This is a genomic window from Flavisolibacter ginsengiterrae DSM 18136 (assembly GCF_059568575.1).
Genome location: NZ_JCANTR010000017.1, coordinates 40,468 through 58,973 on the forward strand (window position 1 = coordinate 40,468; position 18,506 = coordinate 58,973).

Annotated in this window: 20 protein-coding genes; 8 read left to right on the forward strand and 12 right to left on the reverse strand. The window is 43.7% G+C overall.

The window, feature by feature from the left end:
* Positions 1–46: 46 nt before the first annotated feature.
* Positions 47–1,534 carry an RNA polymerase factor sigma-54 gene (gene rpoN / locus BP74_RS16200; RefSeq protein ID WP_496375548.1) on the reverse strand — a complete coding sequence of 496 codons (1,488 nt, stop codon included), beginning with the start codon at positions 1,532–1,534 and terminating at the stop codon, positions 47–49.
* A 77-nt stretch (positions 1,535–1,611) separates the two neighbouring features.
* Between rpoN and BP74_RS16205 the strand changes: the two genes are divergently transcribed.
* Positions 1,612–1,893, forward strand: coding sequence for a hypothetical protein (locus BP74_RS16205; protein WP_496375550.1), 282 nt, complete (start codon positions 1,612–1,614; stop codon positions 1,891–1,893).
* Between the two features lie 53 nt (positions 1,894–1,946).
* On the opposite strand, the gene BP74_RS16210 is transcribed toward BP74_RS16205, so the two are convergent.
* From BP74_RS16210 to BP74_RS16245, 8 genes are all read right to left on the reverse strand, one after another.
* Entirely contained in the window at positions 1,947–3,164 is a 1,218-nt protein-coding gene (locus BP74_RS16210; protein WP_496375552.1) for a DegT/DnrJ/EryC1/StrS family aminotransferase, read from the reverse strand.
* Positions 3,165–3,322: 158 nt separating this feature from the next.
* Complete coding sequence (locus BP74_RS16215; protein WP_496375554.1) at positions 3,323–3,913, reverse strand: carboxymuconolactone decarboxylase family protein; 591 nt, start codon at positions 3,911–3,913, stop codon at positions 3,323–3,325.
* 83 nt (positions 3,914–3,996) lie between these two features.
* On the reverse strand, positions 3,997–4,551 hold the full coding sequence (locus BP74_RS16220) for a peroxiredoxin (protein WP_496375556.1): 555 nt from the start codon (positions 4,549–4,551) through the stop codon (positions 3,997–3,999).
* A 233-nt stretch (positions 4,552–4,784) separates the two neighbouring features.
* Positions 4,785–5,051: a hypothetical protein gene (locus tag BP74_RS16225; protein WP_496375558.1), complete on the reverse strand. Its 267-nt coding sequence runs from the start codon at positions 5,049–5,051 to the stop codon at positions 4,785–4,787.
* A gap of 10 nt (positions 5,052–5,061) precedes the next feature.
* Positions 5,062–5,352 carry a hypothetical protein gene (locus BP74_RS16230; protein ID WP_496375560.1) on the reverse strand — a complete coding sequence of 97 codons (291 nt, stop codon included), beginning with the start codon at positions 5,350–5,352 and terminating at the stop codon, positions 5,062–5,064.
* 272 nt (positions 5,353–5,624) lie between these two features.
* Positions 5,625–6,935, reverse strand: a complete 1,311-nt coding sequence (locus BP74_RS16235; protein WP_496375562.1) for a glycoside hydrolase family 10-like protein — start codon at positions 6,933–6,935, stop codon at positions 5,625–5,627.
* Between the two features lie 182 nt (positions 6,936–7,117).
* Positions 7,118–7,576: a MarR family winged helix-turn-helix transcriptional regulator gene (locus BP74_RS16240; protein WP_496375564.1), complete on the reverse strand. Its 459-nt coding sequence runs from the start codon at positions 7,574–7,576 to the stop codon at positions 7,118–7,120.
* Between the two features lie 61 nt (positions 7,577–7,637).
* Positions 7,638–8,666, reverse strand: coding sequence for an SPASM domain-containing protein (locus BP74_RS16245; RefSeq protein ID WP_496375566.1), 1,029 nt, complete (start codon positions 8,664–8,666; stop codon positions 7,638–7,640).
* 399 nt (positions 8,667–9,065) lie between these two features.
* Here BP74_RS16245 and BP74_RS16250 point away from each other — a divergent pair, with 399 nt between their 5' ends.
* The gene (locus BP74_RS16250) at positions 9,066–9,842 is read left to right on the forward strand and encodes a glycoside hydrolase family 25 protein (RefSeq protein WP_496375568.1); all 777 of its coding nucleotides are present in this window, start codon (positions 9,066–9,068) and stop codon (positions 9,840–9,842) included.
* Between the two features lie 81 nt (positions 9,843–9,923).
* Positions 9,924–10,172 carry a hypothetical protein gene (locus tag BP74_RS16255; protein ID WP_496375570.1) on the forward strand — a complete coding sequence of 83 codons (249 nt, stop codon included), beginning with the start codon at positions 9,924–9,926 and terminating at the stop codon, positions 10,170–10,172.
* A gap of 38 nt (positions 10,173–10,210) precedes the next feature.
* Here BP74_RS16255 and BP74_RS16260 read toward each other — a convergent pair whose 3' ends face one another.
* The gene (locus tag BP74_RS16260; protein WP_496375572.1) at positions 10,211–10,639 is read right to left on the reverse strand and encodes a YybH family protein; all 429 of its coding nucleotides are present in this window, start codon (positions 10,637–10,639) and stop codon (positions 10,211–10,213) included.
* A gap of 135 nt (positions 10,640–10,774) precedes the next feature.
* On the opposite strand from BP74_RS16260, the gene BP74_RS16265 reads away from it, so the two are divergent.
* Together BP74_RS16265 and BP74_RS16270 are read left to right on the forward strand one after the other, a co-directional pair.
* Positions 10,775–11,383, forward strand: coding sequence for an SCO family protein (locus BP74_RS16265; RefSeq protein WP_496375574.1), 609 nt, complete (start codon positions 10,775–10,777; stop codon positions 11,381–11,383).
* A gap of 4 nt (positions 11,384–11,387) precedes the next feature.
* A complete protein-coding gene (locus BP74_RS16270) occupies positions 11,388–11,831 on the forward strand; it encodes a Fur family transcriptional regulator (RefSeq protein WP_496375576.1) in 444 nt (147 codons plus the stop codon).
* Positions 11,832–11,908: 77 nt separating this feature from the next.
* Here the strand turns inward: BP74_RS16270 and BP74_RS16275 are convergent, their stop codons facing one another.
* Both BP74_RS16275 and BP74_RS16280 read right to left on the reverse strand, forming a co-directional pair.
* Positions 11,909–13,654, reverse strand: coding sequence for a M3 family oligoendopeptidase (locus tag BP74_RS16275; protein ID WP_496375578.1), 1,746 nt, complete (start codon positions 13,652–13,654; stop codon positions 11,909–11,911).
* 115 nt (positions 13,655–13,769) lie between these two features.
* On the reverse strand, positions 13,770–14,345 hold the full coding sequence (locus tag BP74_RS16280) for a DUF5606 family protein (protein ID WP_496375580.1): 576 nt from the start codon (positions 14,343–14,345) through the stop codon (positions 13,770–13,772).
* 119 nt (positions 14,346–14,464) lie between these two features.
* Between BP74_RS16280 and BP74_RS16285 the strand changes: the two genes are divergently transcribed.
* From BP74_RS16285 to BP74_RS16295, 3 genes are all read left to right on the forward strand, one after another.
* Positions 14,465–17,353: a TonB-dependent receptor domain-containing protein gene (locus tag BP74_RS16285; RefSeq protein WP_496375582.1), complete on the forward strand. Its 2,889-nt coding sequence runs from the start codon at positions 14,465–14,467 to the stop codon at positions 17,351–17,353.
* A gap of 165 nt (positions 17,354–17,518) precedes the next feature.
* The gene (locus tag BP74_RS16290) at positions 17,519–17,911 is read left to right on the forward strand and encodes a VOC family protein (RefSeq protein WP_496375584.1); all 393 of its coding nucleotides are present in this window, start codon (positions 17,519–17,521) and stop codon (positions 17,909–17,911) included.
* A gap of 26 nt (positions 17,912–17,937) precedes the next feature.
* Positions 17,938–18,504: a DUF4287 domain-containing protein gene (locus tag BP74_RS16295; RefSeq protein ID WP_496375586.1), complete on the forward strand. Its 567-nt coding sequence runs from the start codon at positions 17,938–17,940 to the stop codon at positions 18,502–18,504.
* The last annotated feature ends 2 nt before the right edge of the window (positions 18,505–18,506 follow it).

Consider the following 18,506-nt stretch of genomic DNA (forward strand, 5'->3'; position numbering starts at 1 on the left):
TTTAAAAGCCCGTTCGCCGACTCAATTCCTATTCAATTGACCATGATCAAAGTTCCTTCCGCAACCTGGCAACGGGAATATTCAACTGCTCCCGGTATTTGGCCACTGTCCGGCGGGCGATGTTATAACCTTTTTCCTGCAACATCTCTGTCAACCTTTCATCGCTCAGGGGCTTCTTTTTATGCTCCCCTTCTATCAGGTCGCTCAATATTTTTTTCACCTCGCGGGTAGAAACCTCTTCTCCCGTATCTGTTGTCAACGACTCACTGAAGAAGAATTTCAGCCTGTAGGTACCAAATTCAGTCTGTACAAATTTGCTATTGGCCACGCGGCTAACTGTTGAAATATCAAGCCCCGTCCTTTCTGCAATATCTTTTAGGATCATTGGCTTCAGGGTGGTCTCGTCACCTGTCAGGAAAAACTCATGCTGGTGGTTCATGATAGCGGTCATGGTGCTGATCAGCGTATGCTGGCGCTGCTTGATGGCATCGATGAACCATTTGGCTGCATCTATTTTTTGCTTGATGAAAAGAACAGCTTCTTTTTGACGGCGGTCCTTTTTGGCACCTCGGTCATATTCTTTCAGCATGTCGCGGTAGCCCTCGCTGATGCGGAGCTCCGGGGCGTTCTTTGAATTCAGGGTCAGTTCAAGCTTATTACCCGCATTGGTAATAAAGAAATCAGGAACCACATAGTTCTCCGCCTTGTTCATTTCCCCCATATTGCCTCCCGGCTTGGGGTTAAGCCTGGTGATCTGAACCATTACTTCCTTTAATTCCTCATCGCTCAGGTTCAATCCACGCTGGATCTTTTCATAATGCTTCTTGGTGAACTCATCAAAATAGCGGGTCACAGCCATGATAGCCACATCCACATCTTTTCCCTCCGCCTTTTGCCTTATTAACTGGAGTAAGAGGCATTCCTGCAGGTTGCGGGCGCCAACACCGGGGGGATCGAACTGCTGTATGCGTTTTATCAGGCCTTCCACTTCCTGGTCAGAGGTCACAATATTCTGGCGGAAAGCAAGGTCATCCACGATGGCCGATGTTTCCCTTCTTAGGTATCCATCTTCATCAATACTTCCAATGATCTGCTCTGTGATGCGGAATTCTCTTTCATCCAGATTAAGCATGCCTAATTGTGCCTCAAGCACCTCGTAAAAACTGGTCTCTACCTTATACGGCATCGTAGTTTTTTCTTCCTGTTCGCCGTAGTTGTCGTCTCTCAGCTTATAATCCGCTATATCATCATCCCCTTCGTGCACATAATCAGAAATGTCAATATTCTCATACTGTTCCTCGTTGGATGACTCTTCATATTCCTCTTCCGGCGACTCTTTGAATTCGTCCTGGGAATCTTCAAAACTATCGTCATGGGCATCATCAGATAATTCAAGAGCAGGATTCTCTTCCAATTCTTCTTTGATCCTTTCGTCCAGTATAGCGGTAGGTACCTGCAGCAGTTTCATTAACTGAATCTGCTGGGGAGATAACTTTTGTAGGAGTTTCTGTTGTAAACTTTGGCTAATGCTCATTATCAGTTTCGTCTGTGGCAAAAAAATTTGCCGGGTTCACAAAAATCAAGCCGTAAATTTACTGCAAATAACAATCCATGGCCCGGATAGCATTTATTTTATTGGCGCTTGCGGTGTTAAAATCCGGCAAATCCGCTTCCCAGGCGGTTTTCAGCGGATATATGGATTCGTGTGACAAAAAAATATCATTAAAGGTATTGCCCCCAAATTTCTACACAAACCATCTCTCTTTCTTTTGTAAAAAGGAATTACAGGTTCAAAAAATAACTGCTATGCCTCTTTATTTCAGGTTGGGCTCCAAAGAATATGTAGATCAGCTGGAAAGAAAACCCAATACCCGGTTTACAGGCAGACAATAAAAAAGCTGTATCGCTACAGCTTTTATCCTTTAAATGATAATTGAAACCAGTTATCAGGCTTTTTTCAGATTCTTCTTCAAAGCTTCCTTAACCGCCTCCAGTATCTTTTCTCCTTTTTCCTTCACCTGTTCTTCTGTCCATAAAAGACTTATGGATGTAGAAATGCAACGGCTCATAACCGCATCACTCAGGGAAAAATCCTTAACTGCCAAATGTTCCAGTGCTGCCACCTGTTCTTTATGCAGGCGGTTGAGCGCTGTGGCTTTTTTCAGGTGGTCCCATTTGCGGATATAGTGCCAGTTGTTATCGTACCAGTAAAAATTACCACCCAGGATGCCCCGGCTTTTCAATTCATCAACAACAGCGCGGGTCAATTCTTCAGCGGGCAGGAACCAGCTGATAAATGTGCAGCTATCACCAGCAGGGTCAGGAACCTGGCGAAAAGAAATTTCAGGTACTTGTGAAAGGATGTCTTTCAATATTGCATGGTTTCTTTTCTGTATAGCCAGGAACTCGTCTACCCTTCTCACCTGTGCCAGTCCAACAGCTGCATGTAACTCGGAAATACGGAAATTGTAGCCAAGAAAAGGATGAAGATCCGCACCACGGTCCACGCCTTTATGGTCATGCCCGTGATCGGTATACCCATCACAGTTGTTGTACACTTCTTCATTATTGGTAAGCACTACACCCCCTTCACCACAGGTCATTGTTTTGACAAAGTCAAAGGAAAAAGTGCCTGCATCTCCAATTGTGCCCAGGCTTTTGCCCTTGTAGGTGCCACCAATACTCTGGCAGGCATCCTCCAGCAACAAGAGGTTATATTCCTTACAAATTTCCTGTAGTGCACCCAGGTCAGCCATGCTGCCGCACATATGTACAGGCATAATACATTTAGTGGCAGGGGTAATGGCATGACGAACCGAATCGGGACTCATGGTTAACGTCTCATCTATATCAACCAATACCGGAATAGCTCCCACACTTAGTACTGCTTCAAAGGAAGCAACAAAAGTGAAGGCAGGCATGATCACTTCATCACCCGAACCAACACCCAGGGCCGCCAGGGCGGTGGTTAATGCAGCGGTTCCACTTGATAATAATTGAGCGTACCTGCTGCCAAACCTTGAGCAGAGGGCGGCTTCCAATTCCTTTGCCTTCCACACTCCTTTGCGCGGGCCATCAAAACCATAGCGCATTAATATTCCTGTTTCCAAAACATCATTCACTTCTTTTCTTTCCGCGTCACTCCACAATTCGAATCCTGGCATATGATCAGTTTATAGTTATATAAGATGGTTATCCCATTGCTTTCAATGAGGGGTCAAAGATACTAAGTGTGACCAGTCATAAAAAAAGCTATAAAGCGCAAACTTTATAGCTTTTAACAGTTATAGCATAGTCTATATGCAGACCTTTCTTTATAGCATTATAATAATACGGAAAGGCTTTTCATCACTGCGGTCAGCCGTATGGCATCGTGGATCCTTTGCTTAGATGAGCCATGACCCACCAGGGTTTTTTCATGAGAGGTTACACAAAGCTCACAGCCATTCAGTGCGCTCACTGCAAGGCTCACCAGCTCGAAGAATTCCTTACCCAAAACAGGATTAGCCATAATGCTCATGCGGATACCCGCCTGCGCATTATTGTAAAACTCATCGTGCATGAAATGACGGAAGCGATAGTACACGTTATTGGCATTGAGTAGGCTGGTGCAGCTAACTACTTCTGCCAGTTCTTTTTCAGATGCGCCTTCCTTCACTGCAAAATCCGTAAAGGCTTTTTGCAATACTTCATTCTTTTCATTTACTGCCACGGCATAAGCCAGCAAGTACACTTCTTTTTTGTTAAGGGTCTCCGCATTCAGCGCATTGGTCACGTTGATCTTCAGGTCTTTCAAATACCTGGAATCCGTTTGTGCCAAAAGACGCAGTTGGGTGGTATTGTTTGCTTCAGTTAAGCCGATCTCTGTTAATAAAGCCAGGGCATTATCTGTTGTTGAAGCTATTCCAAACATATTATCTCTTTGATTGTGGTTAAAAAAGAACGTCATTGCGCAGGATGGAAGCCAAACTTCCCGTTTACGCAATGACGTTAGTATTAAGCTACCAGGGTAGCTTCACCTTTCTGCCAGTTACAGGGACATAATTCGTCCGTTTGCAAGGCATCCAGTACGCGCAAAACTTCTTTTACATTACGACCCACATTCAGGTCATACAAAGACACCCAGCGAATGATTCCCTGTGGGTCTACAATGAAGGTTGCCCTGTATGCGATCTTTTCTTCAGTTTCCAGGATACCGAGTTCACTGGCCAATGACTTGCTGGTATCAGCAAGCATAGGGAATTTCAGGTTGCGCAGGTCTTCATGATCTCTTCTCCATGCAGCATGAACAAACTCGCTGTCTGTAGAAGCACCTACCAACACTGTATCACGATCTTCAAAGTCCTGGAAATGATTGTTGAATTCTGCAATCTCTGTCGGGCATACAAAAGTGAAATCTTTTGGCCACCAGAACATCACCATCCACTTGCCACTTTTTTTGATCTCTTCAAACGAGAGGTCATAAAACTCTTTTCCTTTTTCAATAGATACTACAGCCTTTTTATTAAAATCAGGGAAGGCAGACCCAAGAGATAAAACTACATTCTTCATATTCATAGTACTTTTTTTCGAGGGGCAAATGTCGGGAGAAAAGCTTATTGATGAAATTGATTTTAATTATACACTCATAGAGTGTGTCTATCTTAAAGAGAGATAGAAAATCAACGCCTGCTTATTGTGGGGATATTAACATTACCATAGGTTTAATGGTCATTTATGATGGCCTGCGAGTTATTACAAATGAATATTAATGACTGGAATTTAGATAATCTATACTTGATCAATCAATCGATCATATCTCCCAGGTCGCTGACCCCTAAAGTGAACCAGGTAATAACTATGAACAAAATGATCTTACATATGTTGGGAACAGGTCTGCCAAAACACCTATTGAAAAATACGTCTGCCGGGGGAAAGTAAAGCAGGGAAAGAAGAATGAATACAATTCCCGGAACAGGGTGCACAAAAAACAAATTCAATACACCAATAATTGCTACTATGGTTCCTAAGGTCCAACCAACTATAAGTGGAATTCGAGCTTGTACTTTCATGTGTAATAATTTATGAGCCGGCGAATGGAGTTCCAAATATGCCAACTGCCAATTCTATCCAGATGAGCAGAAGCGCCAGCAAAATAACGGCACATATGATAAGCCTGTAACGGGTGTTCTTTACCTTTCTTATAACCAGTTCACATAAAAGACCTGTACCAAGTAATAGCACACCTGCCACCATAAAATCAGAAACCGACCAATTGACTTCATTGGTGAATTGCATGGCTATGAAGGGTATGAGTAACAGGATGGCTACTGTTAGTACAATGCCAGCCAATCTTTTGTTTTGTGTAAGCATATTTCTATTTTTTGATGACAATAAGCCTACGGCTTAAAAGCACTTTGTAATACAAAGCTAACAGGTACACTTTGTATTACAAAGTAAATCGGAGTAATTATTTTGCAGGGGTAACTCGCCCTTTAAATGTTTGAATGAGGCCAAAAAGGATAGCGGCCAAAGTTGCCCGCATTGATATTGATCTATTTAACTGCTACTTTCAACAGCTTAAAAAATAAAGGCCTGTCATGCATGACAGGCCTTTATGAATATTCAACTCTTTAATAGTTTATTTAAGGCTTTCCCTTTGCAGGTTTTTTGATATCCATGGGAATTTCTGTTGCTGATGGCTTAATGCCAGGCAAAGTGGCAATACCCTTGTTTGGATTGGCCGGCAGCCATTCCATAGGTGGTATCAGTGCAGGTGTGCTGTAATAATTATTTCGCAAACTGTCTGCCCAGCCATTTGGATTGGACTGGAAAGTAGTGCTGCTGAAATACGCGCTACCCTGAATGGTAGGATAGGTTCTTAATAATTTAATCTGGTTAGGTAATTCTTCGGGATTCTTCCAGGCACGGCTGGAAGGACTTTTCTCAAGCGCCCTGTAAATACCCTGGCCAATGTACATATGGCGGCCATAGGTATGCTTGCTCCACCAGTCAATCAGGGTTTCATAGGCTACCAGCTTATGACCCATTTCCCAATACAACTGAGGGGCCACATAGTCTATCCATCCCTTCTGCAGCCACAACAAAATATCTGCATACAGGTCATCGTAATTGGTTTGGCCAGCCTTGGTAGGGCTACCCATCGTATCCTTATCCTGGTTGCGCCAAACACCAAAAGGTGAAATCCCAAACTTTACCCACGGCTTGGTATCCTTAATTATAAAGGCCAGTTTACTGATGATGGTATCTACATTGCTTCTTCTCCAGTCTTCCTTATTCAACCCCCTTGGATCTTTAGCATAGGAAGCCGCATCGGGGAATTCCCTGCCTGCAATGCGGTATGGATAGAAATAGTCATCCATGTGAACAGCATCAATATCATAACGTGAAACGATATCCCTGATCACATTCTCTACCCATTGCTGTCCTTCTTTATTACCCGGGTCAAAATAGGTGGTACCACCATAATTTAGGAACCACTCGGGGTGCAGCCGAGTAATATGTGCAGGAGCTATAGAAGCCTTACCAATAGAAAAATTAGCCCTGTAGGGATTCAGCCATGCATGAAACTCCAGCCCGCGTTTATGCGATTCCTCGATCATGAACTGTAGCGGATCATAAAAAGGTACAGGAGGTTTGCCCTGCACGCCGGTAAGCCACTGGCTCCATGGCTCATAAGGAGAAGGATAGAAAGCATCGGTTGCCGGGCGCACCTGCACAATAACGGCATTCATGCCATTGCGCACATGCATATCCAGCTGGCGAATAAAATCTGCTTTCTGGCTTTCCACATCATACTGTCCCTTCCGGGGCCAGTCGATATTATCAACCGTGGCTATCCACACGCCGCGAAACTCATACTTTGGTGGTTGAGCTTGCCCAAAAGAATATAAAATGGCTAGTAAAAGGGTGGTGGTGGCTATAAGGTTCTTCATTATGTTGGTTATGACAGTTGAAAAGTATAAAAATTTAAAGCAACTACCCCCAAAGAAAGATTAAAATAGAAGTATCATAGTCCACAGCACTAAATTGATCGGCAACCTGCTTAATGAAACCACAGTTAAAAAGCAGGAATTAGCCCACTCAAACCCAATAGAATCAACAAAAATTTGGATTTTTATTCTTCGGAGCCACGGAGTCTGTCTAAAATTGAAGTAAGCAGTTCGGCATCCTTTTCCGACAGGTTGCCCATGATATTTGAAATATTGTCTGTCTCGGCATCCACCCTTTTCAAAAGCTTCTGTCCTTTTTCCGTGATCACCACATCTACCAGGCGCTTATCGGCACTGCAGGTTGTTTTTTTCACAAGCTCCTTGGCTACCAGGCGGTCCACAATACGGCTGGTATCACTCATTTTATCCAGCATGCGCTCACGGATCTGCAGGGTAGATAATGGTGTGGGATGGCTGCCCCTCAATATGCGCAGAATGTTGAACTGCTGGTGGGTAACATCAAAGCGGGCCAGGTTTTCCTTGATCTTTTCAATGGCCCAGCCGTAGGTGTACAACAGGTTGATCAGCGCCTTATGACGGGCGCTGGAAAACTTATCCTGGTGTATGTCTTTTTCAATACCCACAAGTAATGATACGAATTAAATAATTATGTAACAATGATGTAATACTTGCTTTGAAACTATCTTAACCCCACACCTTTACGCCTTCGGAACAATTAGCACAAATATCAATATTCTTACGGCTTTGCAGCACCTGGCTGCGGAAATGGCGATAGTCTTTATTGTGCCATAGCTCCCTGAAACTTTGCTGGCTTAGATCACCCAGTTTATGTTGGGCATCCTTGTCAAAGCAACAGGGCACCACTGAACCATCCCAAGTGATGACAGGATCGTGCCACAGGCGCCAGCAATGGTTGGCATTATTGCCTTTGAAGGCCATTTTGCCCGTTTTATCCTTCTTGTAGCGGCTGTATTTTTCTATGGTTGGGATCAACTGGTTGGGATCATTTTCATAATCATAGACCTGCGCTGTTTTCAGCCGCACCTGGTCAACGCCTATTTCTTTGGCCAGCCTGTGTACTTCATCTATCTGGTGTTCGTTGTGCCGGACGACCAGGAACTGGAAAATAATAAAAGGCGTTTTGCTGCGCAGCTCCTTTTTCCATTTTACAATGTTGGCTGCGCCTTCCAGTACTTTATCCAGTTTTCCGCCCACCCTGTATTGCTGGTAGGTCTCCTGGGTAGTGCCATCAATAGAAATAATCAGGCGGTCCAGTCCGCTTTCCACTGTCCGTTTGGCATTTTTGTCATTGAGGTAGTGAGCATTGGTGGAGGTAGCGGTGTATATCTTCTTTTGAGTGGCATACTGCACCATATCCAGGAAGTCGGGGTTCAGGTAGGGCTCTCCCTGGAAATAAAATACCAGGTAGGTCAGCTCCTTATGCATCTGGTCGATGGTCTCACGGAAAAAGTCCTTTTTCAACATACCCGTAGGCCTGGAGAAAGCCCTCAATCCACTGGGGCATTCAGGGCACCGAAGGTTGCAGGACGTAGTAGGTTCAAAAGAAATGGAAATAGGATAACCCCATTGAATGCTTTTTTTCAGCCATTTACTGACATGATAGCTGCTCAGCACTTTCAATCCATTCAGTGCACGCCGGGCAGTGAGTTTGCTCAAAAAGTTTACACTATCATTCCAATTGAACTGCGGCATGCTGCAATTTACTCGTGAATTATGAAATGCGCCTATATATCAGTTCTTCTTTTTCATGCCTTCATGGCAATGTTTCCCAGTTGTCTTCATCCCACCATCTCCCAGTCTGAAGTATACCAACCCCCTATCTGGAGTATAACTACGGTATAGATACTGCGTGATCAACACGCAATATCTATACTGCAGGTAGGGGGTTGTTAGGGGGCAGCTATACTCCAGGTAGAGAGTAACCAGGGCATTGGTTAGAACGAAACTGGTAGAAAGCCGGCCTGAGACAGAAACCATTGCTGGTTTAACCTGTCGATAATTATTTGTTGGACAGGCTCGTAAGAAGTCAAAGAAAGTTTAATTGCTTATGAACGGTTGTTGTTGACAACGGAAACTTCCTAACATTGCATAGTGGCAAGCAGAAAAAAATCACGTAACCGCTATTTAGGTCCCTTTATTTTCATCTCCATTGTTTCTGCCGGCTGCTTTCTTTTATACCTGGGCTACCTGTGGTATAAGACCGAAGAATTGAAGTTTGTCACCTATCCCGAGTTTGGAATACCCATTCCTTATGAATACGAGATTCATGGGATCGATGTGTCCAAATACCAGCAACGCATTTCCTGGGAAGCTGTAAGCCAAATGCAGGTTCAGCACATCAAGCTGGGATTTGCCTTTATGAAGGCTACGGAAGGTAATGGCAACTCAGATACCTATTTTAAGCGCAACTGGAAGAAAGCCAGGGAAGCGGGAATTACCCGGGGGGCCTACCATTTCTTTATTGCCACCAAGGATGGGAAGACCCAGGCGAATAATTTTATCAACCATGTAAAACTGGAGAGCGGCGACCTGCCACCTGTACTGGATGTGGAGCAGACCTTTGGGGCTTCGCCCGCCCAGGTAAGAGAGGAAATGAAAGAATGGCTGGATGCGGTTGAAGCCTATTATGGCGTGCGACCCATTATTTATACCTACATAGATTTTTATGAAAAGAACCTGAACGGGTATTTTGATGATTATCCCCTGTGGGTGGCACACTACCTGCAGCCACACCAGCCCCGCATCAAAAGACAATGGACCTTCTGGCAGCACAGCGAAAAAGGAAGGGTCAATGGCATATTGTCAAGGGTTGACTTTAATGTATTCAATGGTGACTCTGCCGAATTCCGGCTTTTATTGGTACCCTGAGAAAAACAACTCATAACCCGGATGACCTGCATCCTTTTAATCCAGGGAAGGTTTGCCTAACTTGCCACCGAAGCCTAAAGTATGGATGAATACAATAGTGGCATAGACCCTGAAATAAAACGCTTTTTTAAAAAGATCATTAACTCATTTTCCATTGGGTTGCTCTGGTTATTAAGCATGTTTACCGCGGGTTTGTTCTTTAACCTGGGAATCACCCATAATGGCATAAAATGGTATAATATCGTCTTCTATATTATTGCCGTCCTGACCTTTATTGCGCTTCTGTTTTATTTTTACCGGGTCTGGAAAAAGGACAGTCCTTTGTTGTAAAGCCTTTCGCCTGCTTAGTTGAATAAGGCCTTAATGTACTAAGAACTGTGATCGGAAATGATGACCCACCGGCCTTTTATTTTACGCAGCAGCAGGTCGTAATGACCACTTAGATCACCGATACTTCTTGTAAGCATCCATTTGCCTACTACATAGTAATACATTACTGACAAACGCTTTACCTGTAAGATATTAAATGAAAGTTTTCCCATGGCTGCCGTATCGGGATATCCTTTTTTATAATTCGCAAGGGTCTGGTCCCAGCCCCATTTGATGCCACTTTTTCCAATAAACATCAGGGAATCACTCTTCCAATAGGTTTGCATAAAACCTACCAGGTCGCCCCGATTCCAGGCATCTACCTGCGTTTGCAATAAACTCCTGATCTGCAGTTCATCCTTTGATTGTGCATGGCCAATACAGGTGGTAACAAATAAAATAATGGTAAGCAAAAATTTCAATCTCATACGGGGACAATTTGGGCAGCAATAAATATACAGTAATGCTATCATTAAGGAAGAGTATGAGCGGGGATCAAATTCCTGTTAATAACCCCTATTGATCTCACCTGTGGGCTACCTTTGCAGCAATACCCCCGATATATGTCAAAAAGGATGGTTTTTTACGTTGTTTTCTTTGCTGTGCTGGTGATCGGCTTTTTTGGATTTATATCCTATTCCATTCCCGGTTTTATGAAACCCAAAATGCCACCGATCAGCAGTGTAAAGCCTTTTGCTTTTACCAACCAGGATGGTGGGTACACCACTGAAAAGGACCTTGCAGGCAAGGTGGCCGTGGTGAACTTCTTTTTTACTACCTGCAAGTCTGTTTGCCCCAAAATGAATAACAACCTGAAGCCCGTGTATGAGAAGTATAAGAACAACCCCGATTTCATCATAGTTTCCCATACCTCCGATCCAGAAAGGGATTCTGCTCCGGTATTGAAAAGATATGCCGACTCCATGGGCGTGGACAATAAAACATGGATATTCCTGACCGGAAGAAAAGATAGCCTTTACAGTGCTGCCAGGGATAGCTATAAAATTGACGACCCTAAGAATTTTGTGCAGAATATCGATGATGATTTTTTACACACACAATTCATAGCTTTAATCAATAAGAGAGGAGATGTTGTTAAGATCTACGATGGCATAAAGCCTTCAGAAGTAAAAGAAATGGAAGTGGATATTTCCAAACTTTTGAAAGAATAAACAAATGGCACAGGCCGAAAATAAATCTACCAATAGCCGTTTAAACGAAATTTTAAGACGCAAGAACCTTAGTGTAACTGATAGCCGCAGAAAGATCCTCACTTTGTTCCTCAGCACACCTGATGCCATGGCGCATGGGGATATTGAAAAAAAGGCAGGGGAGAAGTTTGACAGGGTGACGATATACCGTACACTGCAAACCTTCGTTGAAAAAGGTATCGTGCATACTATTCCCACAGCTGATAACTCAGTGCTGTACGCATTGTGTAAGGACTGTGCCGAAGGTCATCATCATGATGACCATGTACACTTTGTTTGTTCAGCCTGTGACAGGACTATTTGTCTTGATGATGTAATCTCTCCTAAAATAGATTTGCCTGAAGGATATAAAGCGGACAGTGTGCAGGTAGTGATCCATGGCACCTGTAAGGACTGCAATACGAAATGATTGAAAACATATTGTAATAAAAAAGAAGAGCCTTCATTCATGGCTCTTCTTTTTTTATGTGCAGATCAATATCCTTTTCAGGAATGGTGCGTGATCTTTTCCATTTCATTCTGAACAAACAACATCAGCTCACTTATATAATCAGGAGCAAAACTGAACTTCAATCCTGCAGCTTCATACAGTTCAGGAAGTGTACGTGTACCTCCCAGCTTTAAAGCTGTGATATAATGATCGATGGCCTTGTTCTTATCTTCTTTAAACTGTTTCCACAGACCAATCGCGCCTAATTGTGCAATGCCATATTCGATATAATAAAAAGGCACCTCATACAGGTGAAGCTGCCGCTGCCAGGAATACTTACGGTATTCTTCCAGGCCAGTGACATCTATTGCAACGGAAGTATACTGGTTCATTATCGTTCTCCAGGTCTCAGCTCTTTCTTCCAGTGTATGTTGTGGATGCTCGTAAACCCAGTGCTGGAATTTATCAATGGTAGCGATCCAGGGAAAGATAGTCAGCACTCTTTCCAGTTGCTGTTGCTTCGCTCTTTTCAGGTCTTCCTTATTATCAAAAAAAACATCCCAGTAATCCATGCTGAATAGTTCCATGGTCATGCTGGCCACTTCTGCTATTTCCATTGGATATTCTTTGAAAGCTGTCAGGGGTAAATTGTGAGTCAGGAAAGAATGGATGGCATGGCCACCTTCATGAACCATGGTAGTTACATCACTCATCTGGCCTGCAGCATTCATGAATATAAATGGAGCACCCGTTTCAGGCAGCGGGCAGTTGTAACCCCCCGGCGCCTTGCCTTTCCTGCTATCAAGATCCAGACGCCCCATCTCTTTCATCTTTAACAGGCATTCACCAAAGAATGGATGCATCTGGTTAAAACAGGAAATGGTCTTGTTCACCAGCTCCTCCCCATTGACAAAAGGTGTTAATGGCTTTACGCCTTCCGGCTCTGCATCTGTATCCCAGGGGCGTAATGAATCAAGTCCCAGCTTCTGGCGCTTGCGGTCATATACAAAATCCACCAGTGGCAGCATTTGTGTTCTCACGGCTTCATGAAACTGGAAGCAATCTTCCTTGGTGTAATCGAACCGGCCGAGGTCAGCGAATTTATAATCGCGGTAATTATCAAAGCCTGCGTTCTTTGCTACCTGGTCGCGTTTTTCCACCAGTGTAGAGAACATGTCATTGAGCTTTTCCTTATCCTGCAATCTTCTTTCCTGGATCTTCCTGTAAACCTGTTCGCGAATGGCGCGGTCAGGATTTTCCAGGAACTTTGAAGCCTGCTGCAGGGTATATTCCCTTCCTTCCACTTCAATGCTCATCTTACCGGAGATAAAACCATATTGTTGTGCCAATACAGATATCTCTGCCTGCAATGGAATATTCTTTTCCCTGAAAAGCTCGATGCTTTTTTTAACATTCCTGAGATAGACCTTATAGCCTTCGGCATCTAACTGTGATGTGTACTCATTTTCCACCAGCTTACGATTGAGCTTATCGGCATAAGGCTGGATCTTGGGCTGGATCTCCATGACAAAATAGGTGAACGCATCTTCCAGTTCCTTATTTTCCGTATCACAGGTCATTCGGATCTGCCTCCAGGCAGCATCCTCACCAACCACAGCTTCCACCTCGCTCATATCCATCAGCCAGTCTTCCAGTTGTTTTTTGGATTGAATGGGACGCTCGAGTAATTCTTTAAAATAGGGTTCCAGCGTGGCCCAGTCAGTTACCTTAAAATTCCCGGGTAAATAATTGCGGGGCACACTTGTTATCTGGGCTGAATAACTGATCTCTTGCTCTTCCATATTGGTTTATTTTAACAGGTAGGGTGAATTTAAGGAACCGGGTATGATCCCCATTCCATTAAACCATCAATGGTTGAATCGTTTCTATAGCAATGCTTAATTGCCAGCGCAATAATTATTCCTCTGATTTTTTCTTGCGTGTTCTTTTGGGCTTCTCTACCTCACCTTCAGTAGCTTCAGCTTCTGCTTTAGGCGCAGCAGTTTTTGCTTTAGCCTTTGTTTTGGCAGGCTTTTCAGCTACAGCTTCTGACACGGCTGCTACTTCAGGCTGCTCATTTTCGTCTTCTGTGCCCTCTTCAGTAGTTTCTTCCTTGCGGGTATAATCGATATTGTTGCTTTCGATCACTTCATACCATTTGATCATCTTCTTCATGTCGCTGGTATATACACGTTCGAAATCAAGATCAGGATATACTTTCTCAAAATAGGATTTCAGCGCTTTATTATCTTTCACATCCGGCATGGCAGCCTTGCTGGCCTTCATGGCAGTGAAAATGTCTGTCAACTGTACATTATCTCTTACAGTATATACTTCAATGCTTTCCAGGTGGGAAAGGTTATGAACCCTTGATGAAACGAATTTAGTGCTCTGATCTTCCAAAGACCGCACAATGGCGCCATCAGATTTACTACTTACCACTTCAAATAAGCCCGGCATGCCTGTTACGGCTACTATTCTGTTATACTCCATATACGAAATTTTTGGGGCTGCAATATAAACCGATTTATTAGCATTAATTAACCTGAATTCCGGGTAGGGGGGCATGGTTTTTACCAACTTTGTATTGGAATAGCCCTTAAACCAGTATCATGTACAGAAGAATGTTGTTGTCAGGAGTTCTTTTTTTAGTCCTCACCGCCCTTAATGCACAAACGCTCAAAATACAGGGAACAGTAGTAGACCAGCAGCGAAAGGTTCCTTTGCAAGGTGCCACCGTAAAGCTCAAAAGCGCTACCAATTCACTGATATCAAAGACACAGCTGTCTGATTCAACGGGAAGTTTTATATTTTCTGACTTAGTATCTGACAGTTTTCAACTATCCATATCCTTTGTGGGCTTTAATGCCGTAACCAGGAATATACGCCTGGATAGTTCTGATATAAGCCTGACCGTGAATTTAGTACCGGGCTCATCGCAGGAATTGGCCACTGTTATCATTACCTCCAAGCCCCCTGTTGCCGTGCAGAAAGGAGATACACTGCAGATCAGTGCTGACCAGTTCAAGGTGAATCCTGATGCCAGCGGTGAAGACCTTGTAAAAAAAGTTCCCGGCATCACCATAGAAAACGGCCAGGTGAAAGCACAGGGTGAGAACGTGCAGAAAGTAACTATTGATGGCCGTGAACTGTTTGGAGATGATGCCACGGCAGCATTACGCAACCTGCCGGCAGAAATAATAGACAAGATCCAGATCTTCGACAGGCTGAGCGACCAGGCCCAGTTCACAGGTTTTGACGATGGCAATACCAATAAATCCATCAACATTGTGACCAAGGCTAATATGCGAAACGGCCAGTTTGGTAGAGTGTATGCAGGTTATGGCACTGATGATCATTATGCAGCAGGAGGTAATGCTACCATATTAAAAGATAACCGCAGGATATCCCTGGTAGGCAATTTTAATAATACCAACCAGCAGAATTTTTCACAACAGGATCTTTTAGGTGTTACCAGCAACGCGCAACGCGGAGGTGGTGGTGGCAACCGTGGTGGCGGTGGCAGGCCACAGGGTGGAGGCAATCGTGGCGGAGGCGCAGGCGGTGGCAATACAGGTAATTTTGGCAACAGCAGCAATTTCCTGGTTGGACAGCAAAATGGCATTAACAAAACCAATGCTTTTGGTGTCAACTACAGTGATCTCTGGGGCAAAAAATTAACCGCGACCGGCAGTTATTTTTATAACCATACCAATAATAACACGAACGAAATTGCAAAAACACAATATATAACCGGCAAGCCGGATGATATCAGTGACGTTTCGGATACCACGATGGCTGGCAGCCGAAATACCAACCACAGGGTTAATCTCAGGCTGGAATACAAGATCGACTCCAGTAATCAATTGATCATTACTCCCAATCTTAGTTTCCAGGATAACAATTCGGAAAGCAGGATCGGAAGCCTTACACATTTCTTTCCCGAAGGATCTGGTTCGATTAATATCAACCAGAATATTACCAACAGCACGCGCTCTGGCAATAACCTCAATAACAATATTTTGTACCGCCATTCCTTTGCCAAAAAAGGCAGGACCTTTTCTGTGAACCTGAATACTTCTTATAACAAGAGGGATGGAGAGACATACGTACAAACCTTCTCGCAATACCTGGATAATAATGGAGCTGCAGAAGACACTACATCCAATCGATTTGCCAACCAGGCCAGCAATGGCATGCAGCTTTCCACCAACCTTGCCTATACCGAACCGTTGGGGACAAAATCACAGTTGCAATTCAACTACAATCCCAGTTATTCAACAAGCAAATCAAACCAGCAAACCTATGCGCTTGACCCAATAGCTAATAAGTATTCAGTATTCCTGAATAATTTCTCCAATGATTTTGAAACCCGAACCAAGGCACAGAATGCGGGTGTTACTTACAGGCTGGGCGACAGGGACAGGCAAATTTCTTTTGGCCTGAACTACCAGCATACAAACCTGAACAGCGAACGTATATTACCAATAGTAGCAAAAGTTGATAAGAGCTTTGATAACCTGTTGCCTAATGCCATGATCCGCTACAAGCTTTCTCCTAAAAGCAGTATCAGGCTTTTTTACAGGGCCAATGTAAACCAGCCATCAGTAACACAATTACAGGATGTCCTTGATCCCACTAATGCACCTGTTTATACGCTGGGAAATCCTGACCTCAATCAACAGTACATGCATACCGTAAGTGGGCGTTATACATTCACTGACCCTGCAAAAGGATTGTTGCTGGTGGGTAATATTTTTTACCAGACCGCACAGAATTATATTGCCAATGCCTCCTACAATTCAAGAGATACTGTTATCAATGGTGAAAAGATCAGCGGAGCTTACAGATTGAGCAAGCCTGTCAATCTGGACGGATATAGGAGCCTGCGTTCCTTCCTCACTTTCGCGGTGCCCATGAAATTCATTAAATCAAACTTCAACCTGAATGGTGGCGTTACATTCAGCAAGTTGCCAGGCATTATCAATGGACTGCAGAATGAAACAGATAATACCATCTATACGGCCGGAGCAGTGATTGCGAGTAATGTTAGCCAGTATGTGGATTTCACCGTTTCCTATTCAGCCAATTTCAATAATGTAAAGAACCAGTTGCAACCCGCTTCCAATGATCATTACTTTCAGCATGTGGCAGGACTTCAGTTAAACCTGTTATCAAAATCCGGTTGGTTCTTCCAGAATGACCTGAACAACCAATACTACAGTGGTCTGAGCGCAGGATATAACCAGGACTATTGGCTTTGGAATATGAGTGCAGGTAAAAAGTTCCTGAAAGATCAGAAAGGCGAATTGAAGTTGAGCGTATTTGACCTGCTCAAACAAAACAGGAGCATTACCCGGGAGGTTACCAGTGAGTATATCCAGGATGTTCAAAACCAGGTGTTGCAGCAATATTTCATGCTCACCTTTACCTACAACCTCCGCAATTTTGGTACTGCAGCTGCCAGGGCAGCAAACAGGATGAGGACAAGGGATAATTAAAAATGCTTAGTCAGTTGAGCATGGTTGTATTGTAATGTATCATCATTGTCAATTCATTTTTACAGCCCAACAAATACAACAGGGAGAGGGTATTATAGCCAGGAGATCCTTTACATTTTTACTTTTTAGATTTTACCTTTTTACCTTTAATGAAACATAACTGCTATGACCTTTAAGAATGCTATAAGCTGGTTTGAGATCCCCGCTACAGATATTGACAGGGCTCAAAAGTTTTACGAGGCCATCTTCGGCGTATCATTGATACCAATGGACCTACCCAATTTACAAATGCGGATGTTCCCCATTGAAGATACTCAAACAGGTGTTGGTGGTGCGATCTGTAAGGCAGGTGAGTTTTATAAACCTTCCGCAACTGAAGGTCCTATGATCTATTTTAACGCCAACCCGGATGTGCAAAGAGTGTTGGATAAGGTGGAATCAGCCGGAGGAAAGATCATTGTTCCTAAAACCGAGATCTCTCCTGAGCATGGCCACATGGCCGTATTCCTGGATTCGGAAGGAAACAGGGTTGCGCTTCACAGCATTCCTCAACATTAATTCCTGGTTGTAAATCTTATTAACGTATGTCAACAGATGCCATAAAAAAAGCTGTAGAAAACCAGGTAAAGAACCTGGAAGAAAAAACGGGTAAATCGATTGATGAATGGATAACAATTGTCAATACGAGTGGCCTCGAAAAGCATGGGGAACTGGTATCGATGCTTAAAGAAAAATATGGTATCGGTCATGGTTATGCCAATATGGTTGTGCATAAGGCAAAGGAGACCCATGCCGCCGCTTCACCCGACGATGAACTGGTTGCAGAACAATATAAAGGCAAGGAGGCATTGAAAGAATTGTATGAACTCTTGATCAAAGAGATCAGGCAATTTGGACCTGATGTTGAGCTGGCACCCAAAAAAGCCTATGTGAGTGTACGCAGGAAGAAGCAGTTTGCCATACTGCAGCCTTCCACCAAAACAAGACTGGATGTAGGCCTCATGTTAAAGGACACACCTGCTTCTGGTAAGCTGGAAGCTGCAGGTAGCTGGAATGCTATGTGTACACACCGCATTAAACTGGAAAACAAAACTGATGTGACACCCCAGTTGATCAAATGGATCAGGCAATCATATGAACTCGCAGGATAAAA

Excerpts from the sequence above, each read along its gene's own strand:
- rpoN (WP_496375548.1), bottom strand. The coding sequence starts at position 1,534 with ATGAGCATTAGCCAAAGTTTACAACAGAAACTCCTACAAAAGTTATCT.
- BP74_RS16205 (WP_496375550.1), top strand. The coding sequence starts at position 1,612 with ATGGCCCGGATAGCATTTATTTTATTGGCGCTTGCGGTGTTAAAATCC.
- BP74_RS16210 (WP_496375552.1), bottom strand. The coding sequence starts at position 3,164 with ATGCCAGGATTCGAATTGTGGAGTGACGCGGAAAGAAAAGAAGTGAAT.
- BP74_RS16215 (WP_496375554.1), bottom strand. The coding sequence starts at position 3,913 with ATGTTTGGAATAGCTTCAACAACAGATAATGCCCTGGCTTTATTAACA.
- BP74_RS16220 (WP_496375556.1), bottom strand. The coding sequence starts at position 4,551 with ATGAAGAATGTAGTTTTATCTCTTGGGTCTGCCTTCCCTGATTTTAAT.
- BP74_RS16225 (WP_496375558.1), bottom strand. The coding sequence starts at position 5,051 with ATGAAAGTACAAGCTCGAATTCCACTTATAGTTGGTTGGACCTTAGGA.
- BP74_RS16230 (WP_496375560.1), bottom strand. The coding sequence starts at position 5,352 with ATGCTTACACAAAACAAAAGATTGGCTGGCATTGTACTAACAGTAGCC.
- BP74_RS16235 (WP_496375562.1), bottom strand. The coding sequence starts at position 6,935 with ATGAAGAACCTTATAGCCACCACCACCCTTTTACTAGCCATTTTATAT.
- BP74_RS16245 (WP_496375566.1), bottom strand. The coding sequence starts at position 8,666 with ATGCCGCAGTTCAATTGGAATGATAGTGTAAACTTTTTGAGCAAACTC.
- BP74_RS16255 (WP_496375570.1), top strand. The coding sequence starts at position 9,924 with ATGGATGAATACAATAGTGGCATAGACCCTGAAATAAAACGCTTTTTT.
- BP74_RS16260 (WP_496375572.1), bottom strand. The coding sequence starts at position 10,639 with ATGAGATTGAAATTTTTGCTTACCATTATTTTATTTGTTACCACCTGT.
- BP74_RS16265 (WP_496375574.1), top strand. The coding sequence starts at position 10,775 with ATGTCAAAAAGGATGGTTTTTTACGTTGTTTTCTTTGCTGTGCTGGTG.
- BP74_RS16270 (WP_496375576.1), top strand. The coding sequence starts at position 11,388 with ATGGCACAGGCCGAAAATAAATCTACCAATAGCCGTTTAAACGAAATT.
- BP74_RS16275 (WP_496375578.1), bottom strand. The coding sequence starts at position 13,654 with ATGGAAGAGCAAGAGATCAGTTATTCAGCCCAGATAACAAGTGTGCCC.
- BP74_RS16280 (WP_496375580.1), bottom strand. The coding sequence starts at position 14,345 with ATGGAGTATAACAGAATAGTAGCCGTAACAGGCATGCCGGGCTTATTT.
- BP74_RS16285 (WP_496375582.1), top strand. The coding sequence starts at position 14,465 with ATGTACAGAAGAATGTTGTTGTCAGGAGTTCTTTTTTTAGTCCTCACC.
- BP74_RS16290 (WP_496375584.1), top strand. The coding sequence starts at position 17,519 with ATGACCTTTAAGAATGCTATAAGCTGGTTTGAGATCCCCGCTACAGAT.
- BP74_RS16295 (WP_496375586.1), top strand. The coding sequence starts at position 17,938 with ATGTCAACAGATGCCATAAAAAAAGCTGTAGAAAACCAGGTAAAGAAC.